The organism is Breoghania sp. JC706 (assembly GCF_037026715.1).
Lineage (GTDB): Bacteria > Pseudomonadota > Alphaproteobacteria > Rhizobiales > Stappiaceae > Breoghania.
The window spans coordinates 224,869-243,074 of the sequence record NZ_JBANCG010000001.1; the positions used below are offsets into that span (position 1 = coordinate 224,869).

Consider the following 18,206-nt stretch of genomic DNA (forward strand, 5'->3'; position numbering starts at 1 on the left):
TTGAATGCTTTATTTCCTGGTGGACCTTTCCAACGATTTCTCCGCCTTTAACGTCTTCCGATACATCACGTTCCGTACCGGTGCCGCCATCATGACGGCGCTCCTGTTCGTGTTCCTGTTCGGCCCCGCCATCATCGCCGCGCTGCGGATCCGGCAGGGCAAGGGACAGCCGATCCGCGCGGACGGCCCGGCCTCGCACCTTCTCACCAAGAAGGGCACGCCCACCATGGGCGGGCTGATGATCATGTCGGGCGTGCTGGTCTCCACGCTTTTGTGGGCGAACCTGTCCAATCCGTATGTCTGGATCGTGCTGTTCGTGACGCTCGGCTTCGGCGGCATCGGCTTCTACGACGACTACCTGAAGGTCACGAAGTCGAGCCACAAGGGCTTTTCCGGCCGCTTCCGGCTGTCGCTGGAAGTCCTCATCGCGGTGATCGCGGCGTTCTGCATCTCGCTTCTCCAGCCCGAGCCCTTCTCCACCTCGCTCGCCTTTCCCTTCTTCAAGGACATGGTGGTCGATCTCGGCCTGTTCTTCATCGTCTTCGCCGCCTTCGTCATGGTCGGGGCGGGCAATGCGGTGAACCTCACCGACGGCCTCGACGGCCTCGCCATCGTCCCCGTGATGATCGCCTGCGGCTCTTTCGGCCTGATCGCGTACCTTTCGGGCAACAAGGTCTTTGCCGATTATCTCCAGATCAACTTCGTCATCGGTACCGGCGAACTCGCCGTCGTCGCCGGTGCGGTGATGGGGGCGGGGCTCGGCTTCCTGTGGTTCAACGCGCCGCCGGCCGCCATCTTCATGGGTGATACCGGATCGCTGGCGCTCGGCGGCATGCTCGGCTCCATCGCGGTCGCCACCAAGCACGAGATCGTGCTCGCCATCATCGGCGGCCTGTTCGTCCTTGAGGCGCTGTCCGTCATCATCCAGGTGTTCTCGTTCAAGCTGACCGGCAAGCGGGTGTTCAAGATGGCGCCGATCCACCATCATTTCGAACAACTGGGCTGGACGGAATCGCAGGTCGTGATCCGCTTCTGGATCGTCGCCGTGGTGCTCGCGCTGATCGGGCTCGCCACGTTGAAGCTGAGATAGACCGGGGAAGCTGAGATAGACCGGGGAAGCTGAGATAAATCTGGGAAGCCGAGATAGATCGATGATCGAGGTCACTTCATTTGCCGGCAGGTCGGTGGCGCTGTTCGGGCTTGGCGGCTCGGGGCTCGCCACGGCGCGTGCGCTGATGGCCGGCGGCGCGACCGTTTCCGCCTGGGACGATGCTTCCCGCTCGCGCGAAAAGGCGGCGGTCGCCGGCATCCCGCTGGTCGACCTCGCGTCGGCCGACTGGTCCGTCTTCGACGCGCTGATCCTCGCCCCCGGCGTGCCGCTCACCCATCCCGAGCCGCACTGGACGGTGCGCGCCGCCAATGACGCCAATATCGAGATCATCGGCGATCTGGAATTGTTTGCCCGCGAACGCCGGCTGCGGCCCGTCGATTGCCCGTTCATCGCGGTCACCGGCACCAACGGCAAGTCCACCACCGTCTCGCTGATCGCCCACATCCTGAAGCACGCCGGGCGCGACGCGCAGCTCGGCGGCAATATCGGCACGCCGGTGCTGGCGCTCGATCCCTTCGCTCCGGGCCGGACCTACGTGGTGGAGTGCTCCTCATTCCAGATCGACCTCGCGCCGGGGCTCGCCCCCGACGTCGCCGTCCTGATGAACATCGCTCCCGATCATCTCGACCGCCACGGCTCGATGGACAATTACGTCGCGATCAAGACCCGTCTCGCCGCTGCCGGACGCTCCGCCGTCATCGGCGTCGATGACGCGATCTCCGCCGGCATCGCCGACCAGCTCGACGACGGCCTCGGTCGCGTGCACCGCGTCTCGGCAACGCATCCGGTGGAAGACGGCGTCCACGCCGTCGGCACGGAGCTCTACGAGGTTTCGAAAGGCAGCGCGGTGAAGGTCGCCGACCTTGCCGGCGTCGACACCCTGCGCGGCGCCCACAACGCGCAGAACGCCGCCGCCGCGTTCGCCGCCCTGCGCCTTCTTGGCCTCGATGCCGAGACGATCGCGGCCGGCCTTGCCACCTTCCCCGGCCTGCCGCACCGCATGGAGATCGTCGGCCGGCTCGGCCGGGTGCTGTTCGTCAACGATTCCAAGGCGACCAACGCGGATGCCGCCCAGCGCGCGCTCGGCTCCTTTGATCGCATCTACTGGATCGCCGGCGGGCGCGCCAAGACCGACGGCATCGACAATCTCACCGACTGGTTTCCGCGCATCGTTCATGCGTATCTCATCGGCGAGGCGGCCGAGCGCTTTGCCGCAACGCTGGGCGATGCCGTGCCGCACACGATGAGCCGGACGCTGGAAGCGGCGCTCGGCGAGGCGACGCGGGCGGCCATGGCCGATCCGCACGGCGAGCCTGTGGTGCTGCTGTCGCCGGCGTGCGCCAGCTTTGATCAGTATTCCAGTTTCGAACATCGCGGGAACGTCTTCCGCGAGGCCGTTGCCGCGCTCGGGGACGTGGTCGCCTGACGGCGCCGATGCGGACCGCATTTTGACAGATGACAGCGCCGGGTGCCGATGCCCGGCCGGCTTGAAGAGGAAACCAGATGGCCAGCCGCGTGGACCGCAGCGCCTTTTCGGAATGGCTGTGGACGGTCGACCACCTGATGCTTGCGGGCTTCGTCACCCTGATGCTCGGCGGCGTCGTGCTGTCGTTCGCCGGCTCGCCGCCGCTGGCCGAGCGCATCGGTCTGGAGCCCTATTTCTTCGTCAAGCGTCAGGCCATCTACCTCGTTCCCGCGCTGGCGGTGATGCTGGGCGCCTCGATGCTCAGCCCGCGCATGGTGCGCCGCGCCGCGCTCGTCATCTTCGGGCTCTGTCTCGTGGCGCTGGTGCTGGTGCTGTTCACCGGTGTGGAGGTGAAGGGCGCCCGGCGCTGGATCGATATTCTCGGCTTTTCCATCCAGCCCTCGGAATTTATCAAGCCGGCCTTCGTCATCCTCATCGCCTTCCTGCTGTCGGAAGCCGGCAAGCGGCCGGAGGTGCCGGGCCGGCTGTTCTCCATCCTGCTGTTCGTCATGGTGGCCGCGCTCTTCGTCGCCCAGCCGGATTTCGGCCAGACCATGCTTCTCTTGATGGTGTGGGGCGCGCTCTTCTTTATGGCGGGGCTTTCGTGGGTGTGGATCGGCGTGCTCGGGCTTCTGGGCGTCGCGAGCCTCGGCTCCGCCTACATGCTGCTGCCGCACGTCACCGCCCGCATCAACCGCTTCCTCGATCCCGCCTCCGGCGATACCTACCAGGTCGACACCGCGCTCGAGGCCATCGTCCAGGGCGGTTGGCTCGGCCGCGGCCCGGGCGAGGGCACCGTCAAGCGCATCCTGCCCGACAGCCACACCGATTTCATCTTCGCGGTCGCGGCGGAAGAATTCGGCATCATCCTGTGCATCGTGCTCCTCGCCATCTTCGCCTTCGTTGTGCTGCGCGGCCTGACGCACGCCCGGCGCGAGCCCGATCCCTTCGTGCGGCTCGCCACCGCCGGGCTGATGGTGATGTTCGGCATCCAGTCGGCCATCAACATGGCGGTGAACCTCAACATGATGCCGGCCAAGGGCATGACGCTTCCCTTCATTTCCTATGGCGGCTCGTCGATGCTGGCGGTCGCGCTGGCGATGGGCTTCGTGCTGGCGCTGACGCGCAAGCGCCCGCGCCCCAGCCGCACGGCCCCCGTCATCGTGCGCCGCGTGGCGCGCACGCCGGTCGATCCGGTCAAGTGAGGTGGCGTGCCGAATGATGGACGGCCTCATCCGATCAACGAATGAATGATCCCATGGAAAAGACGATCCTGCTGACGGCCGGGGGTACCGGCGGTCACTTGTTTCCCGCCCAGGCGCTGGCTGGCGAGCTTGCCGCACGCGGCTTCATCGTGGAACTCGCCACCGACGAGCGCGCCGACCGCTACGGCCAGTCATTCCCGGCGCGCAAGATCCACATCGTGGCCTCGGAAACCCTGCGCGGCAAGAGCCCGGCGGCGATTGCGAAAACGGCGCTGGCGCTGGCCCGCGGCTTCTTTCAGTCGCTGATGATCCTGCGTCGGCTCAAGCCGCAGGTGGTCATCGGCTTTGGCGGCTATCCGACCTTTCCGCCGATGATGGCGGCCCGCGTGCTCCGGATTCCGACGATCCTGCACGAGCAGAACGCGGTGATGGGGCGGGCGAACCGCATGCTGGCGCGTTTCGTCACCGGCATTGCCCAGAGCTTTGCCGAAACCCGGCTTGCCGAGCCGTTCGCCGCCAAGGCCGGCCACACCGGCAATCCGGTGCGCCCGGCGGTGATCGAAGACGCGAAGACGCACTACGATCCGCCGTCGCTCGACAAGCCCTTCCGGCTGCTGGTCTTCGGCGGTTCGCAGGGGGCGCGGTTCTTCTCCGATCTGATGCCGGACGCGCTGGCCGAACTCGATCCCGCACTTCGCCAGCGCCTCGCGCTCGTCCAGCAGTGCCGGCCGGAGGACATGGACCGGGTGCGCGCGCGCTATGCGGAACTCGGTGTGGATGCGAGCATCGCGCCGTTCTTCGTCGACATGCCGGCCCGCATCGCGCTCAGCCATCTGGTGATCTGCCGCTCCGGTGCCTCGTCGGTGGCCGAGCTTTCGGTCATTGGCCGCCCGTCGATCCTGGTGCCGCTGCCCCATGCGCTCGACCAGGACCAGAGCGCCAATGCCGAAGTGCTGGAGGAGGCGGGCGGCGCCTGGTGCATTCCGCAGGCAGACCTCACCGCGCGCCGCATGGCGAAGGAACTCGGCGAACTGATGAACGATCCGGACCGCCTGATCGCGGCGGCTGCGGCCGCCCACACGCAAGGCCGCCCGGATGCGGTGAAGCGGCTCGCCGATCTCGTGGAGCACGTCGCCGGAGGCGGCAAGGCGTCTATTTATTGAGGGGGGGCTTGGGGTGTTGCGGTGAACTGGTACATGGAGGCAGCGACGCGCCGAGCATATTCTTGTCGACAAAGCGAACGCGCTTGGTCGGAAAGCGCTCTATTCGAATTCCGCGTACGTCTGCAGCATCTCGGCGGCGGCTTCGACCGAGATCTCATCTTTTACCAACGAGATTACGATCGCCGCGAAGAAACCGGGAAGGGGTTCGTTCAGCCGGATGCCATAGCGATGCAGGAACAAGGTTGCCGCCAGAAATGCAATTCGCTTGTTTCCATCCAGAAATGCATGAGCCTTTGCGATCGACTGGATATAGAGCGCCGCAAAGACCAAAATGTCGGTTTGTTGATCGTAGAAAAACCTGTTGGGCGCTCTGCTCAATGCGCTCGCGAGGGCGTCTTCCCGTGCCGACGGCAATAGAACGGGATGCTCGGGAAAATGACTTCCGACGACCTCGCTGAGTTCCTGAATTTCTTCGAAGGTAAGCCAGATCGGGGTGGTCACGGGCCTATTTGCCCAGTATCTCGATGGTCTTCGCGAAGCGCCTAATGTCTTCGTCTGCGATCGTTTTCGCGTCGCGCTTGTCGCCTTTGCATTGCTGCATGAGACGATTGATGTCGAACGGACCGCTTGAATCCTTCCCGGACTCACGCAGAGCCAACCAATCGGGTCCGTCGTTCAATTTCTTACGCGACATGACGTTCTCCGAAATCCATCTTGGGGCAAGGACCTTCGCCCGAGCGAACGCATCCTAAATTTATGGCGGCGCACTCAACAAAGCAATAATGCGCCAAATGCTGGCCTCACCCGCTACGCCATCTTCCACTATCCACCGCCCCTCGCGAGGGGGGCGACAAGCTTACGGAATTGCGCTAACGCTCCCACTTTCGGGCGCAGACGCCAGAACAGACGCAATCAGGAGTTTCCAAATGAAAATGCCGCAGGATATCGGGCCGGTGCATTTCGTCGGCATCGGTGGCATCGGCATGAGCGGTATCGCGGAAGTGCTCAACCGGCTGGGCTATCGCGTGCAAGGCTCGGATCTCTCTGAAAGCGCCAACGTCCAGCGGTTGCGCGACAAGGGCATCGAAGTTCATGTCGGTCACGCCGCCGAAAACCTCGGCGAGGCCCGGGTGGTGGTGGTCTCCTCCGCCATCAAGCGCGACAACCCGGAACTGGTGGCCGCGCGCGAGCGCTCGCTTCCCGTGGTGCGCCGGGCGGAAATGCTGGCGGAACTGATGCGCTTCAAGCAGGCCATCGCCATCGGCGGAACCCACGGCAAGACCACGACCACCTCCATGGTCTCCGCGCTGCTCGACGCCGGCGGTTTCGATCCGACCGTCATCAACGGCGGCATCATCAATGCCTACGGCACCAACGCCCGCATCGGCGAGGGCGACTGGATGGTGGTGGAGGCGGACGAGAGCGACGGCACCTTCGTCAAGCTGCCGGCCGACATCGCGGTCGTCACCAACATCGATCCCGAGCACCTCGATCATTACGGCAATTTCGAAGCCGTGCGTGCCGCCTTCATGCAGTTCGTGGAGAACGTGCCCTTCTACGGTTTCGCCGTGATGTGCCTCGATCATCCGGAAGTTCAGGCGCTGGTCGGCCGCATCGAGGATCGGCGCATCGTCACCTACGGTGCCAACCCGCAGGCTGACGTGCGCTTCGAGAATGTGCGCCCGGAAGGTGGTACGACCCATTTCGACGTGGTCATCCAGGACCGCATTTCCGGCCGTCACGCTAAGCTTGAAAATCTCTCGCTGCCGATGCCGGGCATGCACAACGTCTCCAACGCCACCGCCGCCATCGCGGTTGCCGATCATCTGGGCATTCCGGCTGAGGCGATCGCCAAGGGCCTTGCGGGCTTCAGCGGCGTCAAGCGGCGGTTCACGCCGACGGGCACCTGGAACGGGGTGTCGGTCTTTGACGATTACGGCCACCATCCGGTGGAGATCCGCGCCGTGCTTGCGGCCGCCCGCGCCGGCGTTCAGGGGGCCGGTTCGGGCAAGGTCGTCGCCGTCGTCCAGCCGCACCGCTACACGCGGTTGCAGAGCCTGTTCGATGATTTCTGCGCCTGCTTCAACGATGCCGACACGGTGATCGTCGCGCCCGTCTATCCGGCCGGCGAAGCGCCCATCGAGGGCGTCGATCGCGATGCGCTGGTCGCCGGCATCCGTGCACGCGGGCATCGCAACGTGCATGCGCTGGAAGGGCCGGATGCGCTGGCGGCGCTTGTCGCGGATGTGGCGGAGCCCGGCGATTTCGTCGTCTGCCTGGGCGCCGGTTCCATCAGCCAGTGGGCCTATGCGCTGCCCGGCCAGCTTCAGGCGCTCGCCGGCGGGGAGGCGGTGCGTTGAGTTTTCCCGATCTGATCGATGAACTCGGCCGCGAGGCGTTTTCCCACGTTCGCGGCCGGATGCTGGCGAACCAGCCGCTCGGGCCCGTCACGTGGCTGCGTGTCGGCGGCCCGGCGCAGCTCCTGTTCCAGCCGGCCGACGAGGCCGACCTTGCTGCCTTCATGAAGGTGTTGCCGAAAGAGGTTCCGGTGTTGCCGGTGGGGCTCGGCTCCAATCTGCTGATCCGCGACGGCGGCATTCCGGGTGTCGTCGTCCGGCTGACCGGCAAGGGCTTCGGCCATCTGGAACCGGTCGGCGAGACGCGGCTTCGCGTCGGCGCGGCGGTGCCCGACAAACGGTTGGCGCAAGCCGCCCTTCAGGCGAAGCTCTCCGGTTTCGCCTTCTATGCCGGCATCCCAGGCGGGGTGGGCGGCGCTTTGCGGATGAATGCCGGGGCGCACGGCGCGGAGACGCGCGAACGCATGGTGGAGCTCAACGCGGTCGACCGCTCCGGCACCGTGATCCGGCTTTCCAATGCCGACATGGACTACGCCTACCGTCACTCCGGCCAGCCGGGCGATCTGATCTTCACGTCCGCCGTCTTCGAGGGGGTTCCGGGCGAGGCGGAGGCCATTGCGGCTGAAATGGACGCTGTCACGGAGCATCGCGAGAAGGCACAGCCGATCCGCGAGAAGACCGGCGGCTCGACCTTCAAGAACCCAACCGAAAATTCCGCCTGGAAGGTGATCGATGCGGCGGGATGTCGCGGCCTTGCCATCGGCGATGCCCAGATGAGCGAGATGCACTGCAACTTCATGATCAACCGCGGCGAGGCCACCGCGTTCGATCTGGAGACGCTCGGCGAGACGGTCAGGGCGCGCGTTCTGGAGAATTCCGGCATCCGGCTGGAGTGGGAGATCAAGCGGCTCGGCCTGTTCGAGCCGGGCAAATCGGTCGAACCGTTTCTCGGCCGGGGTTAACGGACAGGGTAAAAATTCTCGTAATTTATCCCCGCCCGGGACTATTCGAACGGTCTTCGCATTTGCGCCAAATGCGAGGAAATTCGAGGGAAATTCGAGACAAAAATTAATCGACGACAAAAATCGACGAAACGCGTTCAGATCCCGGTTAGGTTAACACTTTCTAACGAATTTTAACCGCATCATGTCCCGATAAGGCCCGAACAAGGGGCTGCGTAACACGGGAGCTTGAGTGCGGTCATGACGAAGCATGTCGCAGTGCTGATGGGCGGGTGGTCGTCGGAACGGCCGGTGAGCCTGGCATCCGGCAAGGAATGCGCCGATGCGCTGGAGGCGCGCGGCTATCGCGTGACCCGCGTCGACGTGGGCCGCGACATTGCCACGGTGCTGACGAGCTTGCGCCCCGACGTCGCCTTCAACGCCCTGCACGGTCCCTTCGGAGAAGACGGCTGCATCCAGGGACTGCTTGAAATCCTTGAGATTCCCTACACCCATTCCGGCGTCATGGCGTCGTCGCTGGCCATGAACAAGGACCGCGCCAAGGCGGTGATGAAGGCCGCCGGCGTGCCGGTCGCTCCGCATTGCATCATGGACCGGCTGGAAGCGGCGCGCGAACACGCCATGAAGCCGCCCTACGTGATCAAGCCCGTCAACGAGGGGTCCAGCTTCGGCGTGCTCATCGTCGGCGAGGACCAGGAACATCCGCCGCAGCAGCTCTATTCTTCCGAATGGCCCTATGGCGACCGGATCATGGTGGAACGCTATGTAGCGGGCCGCGAATTGACTTGTGCGGTAATGGGTGATGTTGCGCTGGGCGTGATCGACATCGTGTCCGATCAGCATCAGTTCTACGATTACGACGCCAAGTACGCGCCCGGCGGTTCAAAACACATCCTGCCGGCGGAAATTTCACCAAATATTTACCATGAAGTACAGAAATTGACATTGAAGGCGCATCAGGCACTCGGGTGCCGGGGCGTCTCCCGGGCCGATTTCCGCCTCGATGACAGGCTTCACGGTACCGGCGAACTGATTTGCCTGGAAGTTAACACCCAGCCCGGCATGACGCCGACGTCCCTGGTTCCGGACATGGCCCGACACGCGGGCCACTCGTTCGAGGACGTGGTGAGCTGGATGGTGGAGGATGCAAGTTGCGCGCGCTAATCAAGCGTCGGAACGACAAGCGGGGCGAGACGGCAGGGATCGGCGACAAGCCGGGCCGCGGCGTCGCACGCCTGCATCGTCGTCCGGTGTGGCGCGAGGCGGGCTTTCTCGCACACCTGCCGCCCTGGGTGGGCACGGCCGGCGCGCTCGGTTTCCTGGGCGCCACCGCACTCTACGGCATGGTGCTGGGCGGCTACACGCAGGCCGCCGCCAACGCGCTGACGGCCGAGGCCGGCTTCTCGATCCAGGCAATCCAGCTGTCCGGCCAGCGCGAGACGACCGAATTCGAGATCCTGGAAGAGCTTGAAATCCCGAACGGTTCCTCGCTGCTCACCTTCGATGCGGCGGCCGCGCGGGCGCGTCTCCAGCGCAATCCCTGGGTGCGCGATGTTTCGGTGCAGAAATTCTATCCGGGCACGCTGAAGGTGTCGCTGCAGGAGCGGGTGCCTTACGCGCTGTGGCAGCGCGGCAAGGTCGTCTCGATCATCGATCGCGATGGAACGGTCATCTCCGACGAAGTGAAGGAACGCTACGCCAACCTGCCGCTGGTCGTCGGCCACGGCGCGCAGAAGCAGGCGCCGCAGATCCTCGCCGAACTCGACGCGGTGCCGGAACTGCGCTCGCGGGTCCGCGCGCTGGTGCTGATCGCCGAGCGCCGCTGGAACCTCGTTCTGGAAAACAACATCACGGTCCGGCTGCCGGAGGAGGGCGCCGAGGATGCGATGCGCTACCTCGTGCGGCTCGACCAGGAAAAGGGGCTCCTGTCCCGCGACATCACCGCCGTCGACCTCAGGCTCAAGGACCGCATCGTGGTCAAGCTCGCCAAGGATGCGAAGCTCAACCGGGGCGGAAACCGGCCCGAAGTCTCGGTCTCGCGCAAGGGAGCGGATACGTAATGCCTGCTGCCTCTCCCTATCTCCCGCGGATGAAGCCGCTGCCGACGCGCCGCTCGGTCATCGTCTCGGTGCTCGACCTGGGCTCGACCAAGGTGTGCTGCCTGATCGCCAAGCTGACGCCGCACGAGGACAGCGACGTGCTGCCCGGCCGCACCCACGCGGTGGAGGTGCTGGGCTACGGCTACCAGCGCGCCCGCGGCATCAAGTCCGGCGTCGTCGTCGATCTCGATCTTGCCGAGCAGGCGGTGCGCCAGGCGGTGGACAGCGCCGAGCGCATGGCCGGGGTGACGGTTGAATCGCTGATCGTCAACACGACCTGCGGCCGGCTTGCCTCCGAAATCTTCTGCGCCAGCGTGCCGCTTGCCGGCGACGCGGTGAGCGAGGCCGACATCCAGCGCGTGCTGGCGGCCGGCGGCGAGCACTTCGCGGTCAACGACCGCGCCATCGTGCATGCGCTGCCGATTTCCTACACGCTCGACGGCAATCGCGGTATCCGCGATCCGCGCGCCATGATCGGCCGCAAGCTCGGCGTCGACATGCATGTGGTCACGGCCGAATTTCCGCCGCTCCGCAACCTGGAACTCTGCGTCAATCGCGGCCACCTGAAGGTGGAGACGATGGTCGCGACCCCCTATGCCAGCGGCCTTGCGACGCTGGTCGACGACGAGGCCGAACTCGGCGTCGCCTGCATCGACATGGGTGGCGGCACGACGACGCTGGCGGTCTTCGTGGAAGGCCAGGCGGTGCATGTCGATGCGATCGCGGTGGGTGGCCATCACGTGACGATGGACATCGCGCGCGGTCTTTCGACCCGGCTGCGCGATGCGGAACGCATCAAGACGCTTTACGGCAACACGCTGCCGGGCGGTGGCGACGATCTGGATCTGATTTCCGTGCCGCCGGTCGATGACAGCGACATGCCGCAACAGGTGCCGCGGTCGGTGCTGACGAAGATCATCCGGCCGCGCGTGGAAGAAATCCTGGAGCTGGTGCGCGACAGGCTGAACGCATCCGGGTTTGCCGGCCAGGTCGGCAAGCGCGTGGTGCTCACCGGCGGCGCCAGCCAGTTGAACGGCATGGCCGAACAGGCGCGCCGGGTGATGGGGCGCAATGTGCGCCTCGGCCGGCCGCTTGGCATCGTCGGCCTGCCGGAAGCGGCGAAGGGACCGGCCTTTGCGGCCTCGGTCGGTCTTCTGATCTATCCGCAGGTCGCGCAGATCGAACAGTTCGAGCCGGATCGCCGCCAGTGGCGGATGACCGGAACCGGGTATTTCGGCCGTGTCGGCCGGTGGATCCGGGAGAGTTTCTAGAGCGCCTTCCGGGCCGTCGGGTTCGCCTGAACGACAGGAATGCTCTGGAGCAAGGCAAGGGGGCGGCAGCCTCCGCCGTCGAGGAAGCGGCGGGTGCTGAAGCGAGACGCCGGCGACAGCCGGTAACGAGGACGAGGAAGCCGGAGCGCCCGCAAGCGGGCGTGCCAAGGATTACGAGGAAGTCATGACCATCAATCTCCAGATTCCCGATATCACGGAGCTGAAGCCGAGAATCACGGTCTTCGGCGTCGGCGGCGCAGGCGGAAACGCCGTCAACAACATGATCCAGGCCGGCCTGCAGGGGTGCGACTTCGTCGTCGCCAACACCGACGCGCAGGCCCTGACGCTCTCCCAATCCGACCGCGTCGTGCAGATGGGCGTGGCGGTGACGGAAGGCCTCGGCGCCGGTTCGCAGCCGGAAGTCGGCCGCGCGGCGGCCGAAGAGGTGCTGGACGAGATCAACGACCACCTTGCCGGTGCGCACATGGTGTTCATCACCGGCGGCATGGGCGGCGGCACGGGCACGGGTGCGGCTCCGGTCATCGCCCGGGCGGCCCGTGAGCAGGGCATCCTGACGGTGGGCGTCGTCACCAAGCCGTTCCACTTCGAGGGTCAGCGCCGCATGCGCCTTGCCGAGCACGGCATTCAGGAGCTGCAGCAGTCGGTTGACACGCTGATCGTCATTCCGAACCAGAACCTGTTCCGCATCGCGAACGAACAGACCACCTTCGCCGACGCCTTCGCGATGGCCGACCAGGTGCTCTATTCGGGTGTGGCCTGCGTCACCGACCTGATGGTGAAGGAAGGCCTCATCAACCTCGACTTCGCCGATGTGCGCTCGATCATGCGCGGCATGGGCAAGGCGATGATGGGCACGGGCGAGTCCTCCGGCGAGAACCGCGCCATGCTGGCCGCCGAGGCCGCGATCGCCAATCCGCTGCTCGACGAGACCTCGATGAAGGGCGCCAAGGGCCTGCTGATCTCGATCACCGGCGGCCGCGACATGACGCTGTTCGAGGTGGACGAGGCGGCGACCCGCATTCGCGAGGAAGTCGACGAGGACGCCAACATCATCATGGGCGCCACCTTCGACGAGAGCCTGGAGGGCACAGTCCGCGTCTCTGTCGTCGCCACCGGTATCGACCGCGAGTTTCGCGACGACGTCTCTCCCGCCGAAACCCGTATGTCGGTTCTGACCGAGCGGCTGAAGGCGGTGAGCTACCCGGAGCCGAAGAAGCAGGAGAAGATCTCCCAGCCGGTTTCCTCGCAGGCGCCCGCGTTCACGCCGAAGCCGGCCCCGGCCCCGGCCGCGATCGCGGAAGATGCGCTGGAAGCGGAACTCGCCCATCACCGTCCCACCCCGGTCGCCTCCGACCCGGACGTGACCATCGAGGCCTATCAGCCGAATCCGGGCGTCGTCTCCCAGCGTGAAATGCCGCTCGACTTCGACGAGGTTCCGGCAGCCCCCGCGCCGGTCGACGAGCCCGCGGCCGAACCGTACATCCCGCCCACCGCGGAAGCGGTGACGGGCCGCCGCATGCCGGAGATCGAGGATTTCCCGCCGATCGTTCACGCCGAGATCCGCCAGTCGATGGGCGTTGCGGCGGAAGAGCACGAGCAGGCGCAGGCCCCGGCCCACGGCCATGGCTACGAGGACGAGGACGACCGCCGGCCGATGAGCCTGCTGCGCCGTCTGGCCTCCGGCCTCGGCCGTCGCGACGAGCATGAAGAATTCGGGCACGAGGCCCATGCCCACGAGCCGCAGCCCGCGGCCCGTCAGGCGGCCCCGCAGCCGATGCCGGCCCAGCCGGCACCGCAGCCCGCCTACAATGAGTACGCCAAGCGGCCCGCCCAGCAGGCTGCCGCCGGGCGTCTCGACCCGCATGGCCGGCCTGCCCCCCAGGCCCGTCAGCAGACCGAGGATGACCAGCTGGAAATCCCGGCCTTCCTGCGCCGTCAGGCCAACTGACGACGCAGATACTTCCTCGACTTCCTCGTGGCAGCGGCCCGGCATTTGCCGGGCCGTTTGTCGTTTTGGGGGAGGGATTTTCGGAATGGGAGGGAATCCGTGACGTCGCGGCTTGTTCCTTTCTCCCCCTCAAGGGGGGAGAGGGGAGCAAGCAGCGCAATGCGATCGACGGCAGGTCCCGTCGGGTGGGGGGCGAATGCCGAATCGGATATGCCCGTCGCCAGCGCCCATTCCGGCCGCTTCATCAACAGCCTAGCCCTTGCGAGTTCCTCTTTTCCACGCTCTGCACATCCCCGCCATCACGGGGATCGGCGGCTGATCGCGCATTGTAACAGTGCGAGGGGAAAGCCGGGGGAGGGCGGTATTGGGCGCCCCGAACCAAAGGCATTCCTTGCATTTTGCCCGATCACGGCAAATATCCGGTCAATCGGGAGTGGAGCGGATTGCGCCCGCCTTCGGAGCGGAAGGTTTGGGAACCGTTACAATGCGTAATAAAGCTTTATTTCTGCCTTTCCGCCCCTGCGGGTAGTGTCCCTCGCGAAGTCGCGGTCCTGCCGTGGCTTGCGGTCACGCATCCGGCGCTCGCGACCTACGCTGAGCCGGACGGATGACGCGATCAGCCGGGGCCGCCAGGCCCCAACGGGGCACTCGGCCGATGTGGCCGCTTGAGGACAGAAGAATGACGGGATTTCGCAACGACAGGCAGAAAACTCTGGCCGGGCGCGTGACGCTTGACGGTCTGGGGGTTCATTCCGGTGCTCCCGTTTCGATGACGCTTCATCCCGCCCCGGCCGACAACGGCATCACCTTTATCGCTCCCGGCACCGAAAACGAAATCAAGGCGCACTGGTCGCAGGTTTCCGCGACCGCGCTGTGCACCGTCATCGGCCGCGATCGCGAGGCGATCGGCACGATCGAACACCTTATGGCGGCGTTGCGCGGCCTCGGCATCGACAATGTGGTCGTGGAAGTGGACGCGAACGAGGTGCCGGTCATGGACGGCAGCTCGGCCCAGTTCGTCGATGCCATCGATCAGGTCGGCACCATCACCCAGACCGCGCCGCGCCGCTATATCCGTGTTCTGAAGCCGGTCCGCATCGAGATGAACGGTGCGGTGAGCGAGCTGCGTCCCTATGCCGGCACGCGCTTCGACGTGACCATCGATTTCGACACGCCGCTGATCGGCCGCCAGCGCTTCGTCTCCGACCTGACCCCGGACGTGTTCCGCACCGAGCTTGCCCGCGCGCGCACTTTCGGCAAGGTCTCCGACGTGGAGAAGCTGTGGGCGATGGGCTTTGCCAAGGGCTCCTCGCTGGAGAACTCCGTGGCAATCGCCGACGACCGTGTTCTGAATCCGGAAGGCACGCGCTGGCCGGACGAATTCGTGCGCCACAAGACGCTGGATGCGGTGGGCGACCTGAGCCTCGCCGGCTATCCGATTCTCGGCGAGTACCGCTCCTACAAGCCCGGCCACAAGATGAACCACGCCATGCTCGTCGCGCTGTTTGCCGACGAGGATGCGTACGAGCTGGTCGTCGGCCGTCCGCAGCGTGAGGCCGCTCCGGTCGATTTTTCCGGCGAGATCGCCGTCCCCGCCTACTGCCCGGAAGTCGCCTGAACGGCGATCCGGCGCAATCGCCACAAAAAAGTTGCAAAGCCGGGCCAAGTCGCATGCACGACGTGCGGCGCTCGACGCGTGTTGGCGAAGGGTGGCGGGCCGATGTTCCACGCCCCCTTTCCATCAGGGGGAATTCCGCGCTAGAAGGACCGGGTCTGGAGAAAGCCGGGCTGTCACTGGGACGGCCGCGGCTTCCTGAGGAGAGGCGATCAGTGTTGCGACGTGTAATCGTATCGGACGTACCCGAACTCGGGGCTGCGGCGCGGGGAATGATGAACCGGAGCCGGGCGCTGGTTCGCGTGCTGCCGCTGGTCGCCGCGCTGGCCCTGACGGCCTGCGCCTCCAAGAAGCCCGATGATCTGGCCATGGACGACACGCCGGCCGATCAGCTCTACAACGAGGGCCTGGCCTTCCGCGCCGCCGGCGACCTGAAGCAGGCGACGGCGAAGTTCGAGGAAGTCGACCGGCTTCACCCCTATTCCGAATATGCGCGCAAGTCGCTGATCAACCTCGCCTACACGAACTATTCGCGCGGCAAGTACGCGGAAGCGATCACGGCTGCGAAGCGCTTTGCGACGCTCTATCCCGGTTCGCCGGACGCCGCCTATGCGCTCTACATCATGGGCAATTCCTACTATCGCCAGATGCCGGACGTGACCCGCGACCAGCAGGTGACGGCCCAGGCGCTGGCGACGATGCGCGAGCTGGTGCGCCGCTATCCCGACAGCGAATATGCCGCGGATGCGCGCAAGAAGATCCGCGTGACGACCGACCAGCTCGCCGGCAAGGAAATGCAGACCGGCCGGTATTACCTGGAGCGGCGCAACTACGTGGCGGCCATCAACCGGTTCCGCTACGTGGTCGAGAATTACCAGGAAACCCGCCACATCGAGGAAGCGCTGGCGCGCCTGACCGAGGCCTATTACGCGCTCGGCGTGATCGACGAGGCAAAGACCGCGGCCGCCGTGCTCGGGCACAACTATCCCGAAAGCCAGTGGTACAAGGATAGCTACACCCTGCTGAAGAAGGGCGGCTACGAGCCCTCCGCCAATCCGGGAAGCTGGATCAGCAAGGCGTTTAACAGTATCAAGGTGATCTGATCCCGGCCGGCCCGATCCTGATTCGGGCCTCAAGGGGCGCACCGGAAGCCTCCATGGCGCTCCGGCTGCCGAGATATAGGGGCCGTTCGCAGGTGCGGCCGGCCCTTTCCTGACAGACAGGACCCGCTTCACGAGATCTTCCGAACCGATCGCAACATGCTGGCAGCGCTCTCGATCCGCGATATCGTACTGATCGACCGGCTGGACATCGATTTCACCGCCGGCATGACGGTCTTGACCGGCGAGACGGGTGCGGGCAAATCGATCCTGCTCGACGCGCTGACGCTGGCGCTTGGCGGGCGCGGCGATGCCGGGCTCGTGCGTCACGGCGCCGACCAGGGCCAGGTCACGGCGGCCTTCGACGTTGCCATGGGCCATCCCGCTCGCAAGATCCTTTCCGAAAACGACATCGACGACGACGGCGACATCATCCTGCGCCGGGTGCAGAGCGCCGACGGGCGCACGCGCGCCTTCGTCAACGACCGCCCGGTCTCCGCCTCGCTGATGCGCGATATCGGCGCGCGGCTCGTCGAGATCCACGGTCAGCATGACGAGCGCGCGCTGGTCGATGCGGCGAGCCATCGCCGCCTGCTCGATGCCTATGGCGGGCTGGAGGCGGAGGTCGCCGGCGTCGCGGAGGCCCACCGCGCCGTGCGCTCAGCCGGCAAGGCGTTGCGCGATCACGAGGAGCGTATCGAAACCGCCCGGCGCGAAGCCGATTTCCTGCGTGCCGCGACCGAGGAACTCGCCGTCCTCAACCCGCAGGCCGGCGAGGAGGAGACGCTTGCCGAACGCCGGGCGGCGATGATGCGGGTGGAAAAGATCGCCGGCGATCTGTCGGAGGCGGTGGAGACGCTGAACGGCACGGCCTCGCCGATCCCCGAACTCGCCTCGCTGATGCGGCGGCTGGAGCGCAAGGCGGAAGCTGCGGCCGGCATGATCGACCAGCCGGTCTCCCTGATCGGGCAGGCGCTCGACCTGCTGGAGGAGGCGCGCGGCGAGCTGGAGGCCGCGTTGCGCAAGACCGAATTCGACCCGCGCGAGCTGGAGGCTTCCGAAGAGCGACTGTTCGCGCTCCGGGCGGCGGGACGCAAGTTTTCCGTGCCGGTTGACGAACTTGGCGCGCTGCGCGCCCGCATGGAAACCGATCTTTCCGATCTCGATGCGGGTGAGGAAAGGCTTGTGACGCTTGAGGCGGCGCTCAAGGAGGCGGAGACGCGTTACGACCGGCTCGCCAGCGCCTTGAGCGAGCGGCGGCGCGAAACGGCGGCAGCCCTCGAACATGCGGTTGCCGGGGAGTTGCCGGAACTGAAGCTGGAGCACGCCCGCTTCATTGTCGAGATCACCAGCGACCGGCAGGCGCGCGCCGCCGATGGCATCGACCAAGTGGAATTCTGGGTGCAGACCAACCCGGGCACCCGGCCGGGACCGATGATGAAAGTCGCCTCGGGCGGCGAGCTTTCCCGCTTCCTGCTGGCGCTGAAGGTGTCGCTCGCCGACAAGGGCTCGGCGCCGACGCTGGTCTTCGATGAGATCGACACGGGCGTCGGCGGTGCGGTGGCCGAGGCCATCGGCATTCGCCTTGCCCGGCTCGCCTCGCAGGTGCAGGTGCTCACCGTCACCCATGCGCCGCAGGTGGCGGCGCGTGCGGTCGGGCATCTGCAGATTTCCAAGCAGAAGGTTGAGGAGGACCGCGTGGCGACGCGGCTCACCCGACTTGAGGACGCCGCGCGCCGCGAGGAAATCGCGCGGATGCTGGCCGGCGCGGTCATCACCGATGAGGCGCGGGCGGCGGCCGAAAAGCTGATGGCTGGCGCGTAAGCCCGCCCGATTTTTCCCGTCCGCCGAAATTCGGACTGTTTCATCTGTCAGGGACATGCCGCCAG

General features: G+C 65.9%; 15 protein-coding genes. 13 read left to right on the forward strand and 2 right to left on the reverse strand.

The genetic code is table 11. From position 1 onward, the window contains the following. The first annotated feature begins 4 nt into the window (after nt 1-4). From mraY to murG, 4 genes are all read left to right on the forward strand, one after another. A complete protein-coding gene (mraY, locus tag V2L18_RS00990) occupies nt 5-1,090 on the forward strand; it encodes a phospho-N-acetylmuramoyl-pentapeptide-transferase (RefSeq protein ID WP_336175815.1) in 1,086 nt (361 codons plus the stop codon). A gap of 61 nt (nt 1,091-1,151) precedes the next feature. Continuing rightward, nucleotides 1,152-2,537, forward strand: a complete 1,386-nt coding sequence (gene murD, locus V2L18_RS00995; RefSeq protein ID WP_336175816.1) for a UDP-N-acetylmuramoyl-L-alanine--D-glutamate ligase — start codon at nt 1,152-1,154, stop codon at nt 2,535-2,537. A gap of 77 nt (nt 2,538-2,614) precedes the next feature. Beyond that, nucleotides 2,615-3,781, forward strand: coding sequence for a putative lipid II flippase FtsW (gene ftsW, locus V2L18_RS01000; protein WP_336175817.1), 1,167 nt, complete (start codon nt 2,615-2,617; stop codon nt 3,779-3,781). Nucleotides 3,782-3,834: 53 nt separating this feature from the next. Then, complete coding sequence (gene murG, locus V2L18_RS01005; protein ID WP_336176367.1) at nt 3,835-4,944, forward strand: undecaprenyldiphospho-muramoylpentapeptide beta-N-acetylglucosaminyltransferase; 1,110 nt, start codon at nt 3,835-3,837, stop codon at nt 4,942-4,944. 99 nt (nt 4,945-5,043) lie between these two features. Here the strand turns inward: murG and V2L18_RS01010 are convergent, their stop codons facing one another. Continuing rightward, complete coding sequence (locus tag V2L18_RS01010) at nt 5,044-5,445, reverse strand: type II toxin-antitoxin system death-on-curing family toxin (protein ID WP_336175818.1); 402 nt, start codon at nt 5,443-5,445, stop codon at nt 5,044-5,046. Between the two features lie 4 nt (nt 5,446-5,449). Further along, nucleotides 5,450-5,638 (reverse strand): hypothetical protein, encoded by a 189-nt coding sequence (locus V2L18_RS01015; protein ID WP_336175819.1) that lies wholly within the window; start codon nt 5,636-5,638, stop codon nt 5,450-5,452. A 232-nt stretch (nt 5,639-5,870) separates the two neighbouring features. On the opposite strand from V2L18_RS01015, the gene murC reads away from it, so the two are divergent. The 9 genes from murC (at nt 5,871) to recN (ending at nt 18,141) form a co-directional block, all read left to right on the forward strand. Then, nucleotides 5,871-7,304: a UDP-N-acetylmuramate--L-alanine ligase gene (murC, locus tag V2L18_RS01020; RefSeq protein WP_336175821.1), complete on the forward strand. Its 1,434-nt coding sequence runs from the start codon at nt 5,871-5,873 to the stop codon at nt 7,302-7,304. Beyond that, nucleotides 7,301-8,263, forward strand: coding sequence for a UDP-N-acetylmuramate dehydrogenase (gene murB, locus V2L18_RS01025; RefSeq protein WP_336175822.1), 963 nt, complete (start codon nt 7,301-7,303; stop codon nt 8,261-8,263). Before murC ends, murB begins: the two co-directional genes overlap by 4 nt. Nucleotides 8,264-8,503: 240 nt before the next feature. Continuing rightward, entirely contained in the window at nt 8,504-9,427 is a 924-nt protein-coding gene (locus tag V2L18_RS01030) for a D-alanine--D-alanine ligase (protein ID WP_336175824.1), read from the forward strand. After that, a complete protein-coding gene (locus tag V2L18_RS01035; RefSeq protein WP_336175825.1) occupies nt 9,415-10,323 on the forward strand; it encodes a cell division protein FtsQ/DivIB in 909 nt (302 codons plus the stop codon). Before V2L18_RS01030 ends, V2L18_RS01035 begins: the two co-directional genes overlap by 13 nt. Continuing rightward, complete coding sequence (ftsA, locus tag V2L18_RS01040) at nt 10,323-11,633, forward strand: cell division protein FtsA (RefSeq protein WP_336175826.1); 1,311 nt, start codon at nt 10,323-10,325, stop codon at nt 11,631-11,633. The genes V2L18_RS01035 and ftsA overlap by 1 nt, the downstream gene beginning before the upstream one ends. Before the next feature lie 184 nt (nt 11,634-11,817). Further along, nucleotides 11,818-13,602: a cell division protein FtsZ gene (gene ftsZ, locus V2L18_RS01045; protein ID WP_336175828.1), complete on the forward strand. Its 1,785-nt coding sequence runs from the start codon at nt 11,818-11,820 to the stop codon at nt 13,600-13,602. A gap of 679 nt (nt 13,603-14,281) precedes the next feature. Beyond that, nucleotides 14,282-15,220, forward strand: coding sequence for a UDP-3-O-acyl-N-acetylglucosamine deacetylase (gene lpxC, locus V2L18_RS01050; protein ID WP_336175829.1), 939 nt, complete (start codon nt 14,282-14,284; stop codon nt 15,218-15,220). Between the two features lie 269 nt (nt 15,221-15,489). Further along, entirely contained in the window at nt 15,490-16,320 is an 831-nt protein-coding gene (locus V2L18_RS01055; RefSeq protein WP_336176368.1) for an outer membrane protein assembly factor BamD, read from the forward strand. 156 nt (nt 16,321-16,476) lie between these two features. Further along, nucleotides 16,477-18,141, forward strand: a complete 1,665-nt coding sequence (gene recN, locus V2L18_RS01060; protein WP_336175830.1) for a DNA repair protein RecN — start codon at nt 16,477-16,479, stop codon at nt 18,139-18,141. Nucleotides 18,142-18,206 lie beyond the last annotated feature (65 nt).

Bases quoted from the DNA above. Each gene is read 5' to 3' on its own strand.
- mraY (WP_336175815.1), top strand. From the start codon at position 5: ATGCTTTATTTCCTGGTGGACCTTTCCAACGATTTCTCCGCCTTTAAC.
- murD (WP_336175816.1), top strand. From the start codon at position 1,152: ATGATCGAGGTCACTTCATTTGCCGGCAGGTCGGTGGCGCTGTTCGGG.
- ftsW (WP_336175817.1), top strand. From the start codon at position 2,615: ATGGCCAGCCGCGTGGACCGCAGCGCCTTTTCGGAATGGCTGTGGACG.
- murG (WP_336176367.1), top strand. From the start codon at position 3,835: ATGGAAAAGACGATCCTGCTGACGGCCGGGGGTACCGGCGGTCACTTG.
- V2L18_RS01015 (WP_336175819.1), bottom strand. From the start codon at position 5,638: ATGTCGCGTAAGAAATTGAACGACGGACCCGATTGGTTGGCTCTGCGT.
- murC (WP_336175821.1), top strand. From the start codon at position 5,871: ATGAAAATGCCGCAGGATATCGGGCCGGTGCATTTCGTCGGCATCGGT.
- V2L18_RS01030 (WP_336175824.1), top strand. From the start codon at position 8,504: ATGACGAAGCATGTCGCAGTGCTGATGGGCGGGTGGTCGTCGGAACGG.
- ftsA (WP_336175826.1), top strand. From the start codon at position 10,323: ATGCCTGCTGCCTCTCCCTATCTCCCGCGGATGAAGCCGCTGCCGACG.
- ftsZ (WP_336175828.1), top strand. From the start codon at position 11,818: ATGACCATCAATCTCCAGATTCCCGATATCACGGAGCTGAAGCCGAGA.
- lpxC (WP_336175829.1), top strand. From the start codon at position 14,282: ATGACGGGATTTCGCAACGACAGGCAGAAAACTCTGGCCGGGCGCGTG.
- V2L18_RS01055 (WP_336176368.1), top strand. From the start codon at position 15,490: ATGATGAACCGGAGCCGGGCGCTGGTTCGCGTGCTGCCGCTGGTCGCC.
- recN (WP_336175830.1), top strand. From the start codon at position 16,477: ATGCTGGCAGCGCTCTCGATCCGCGATATCGTACTGATCGACCGGCTG.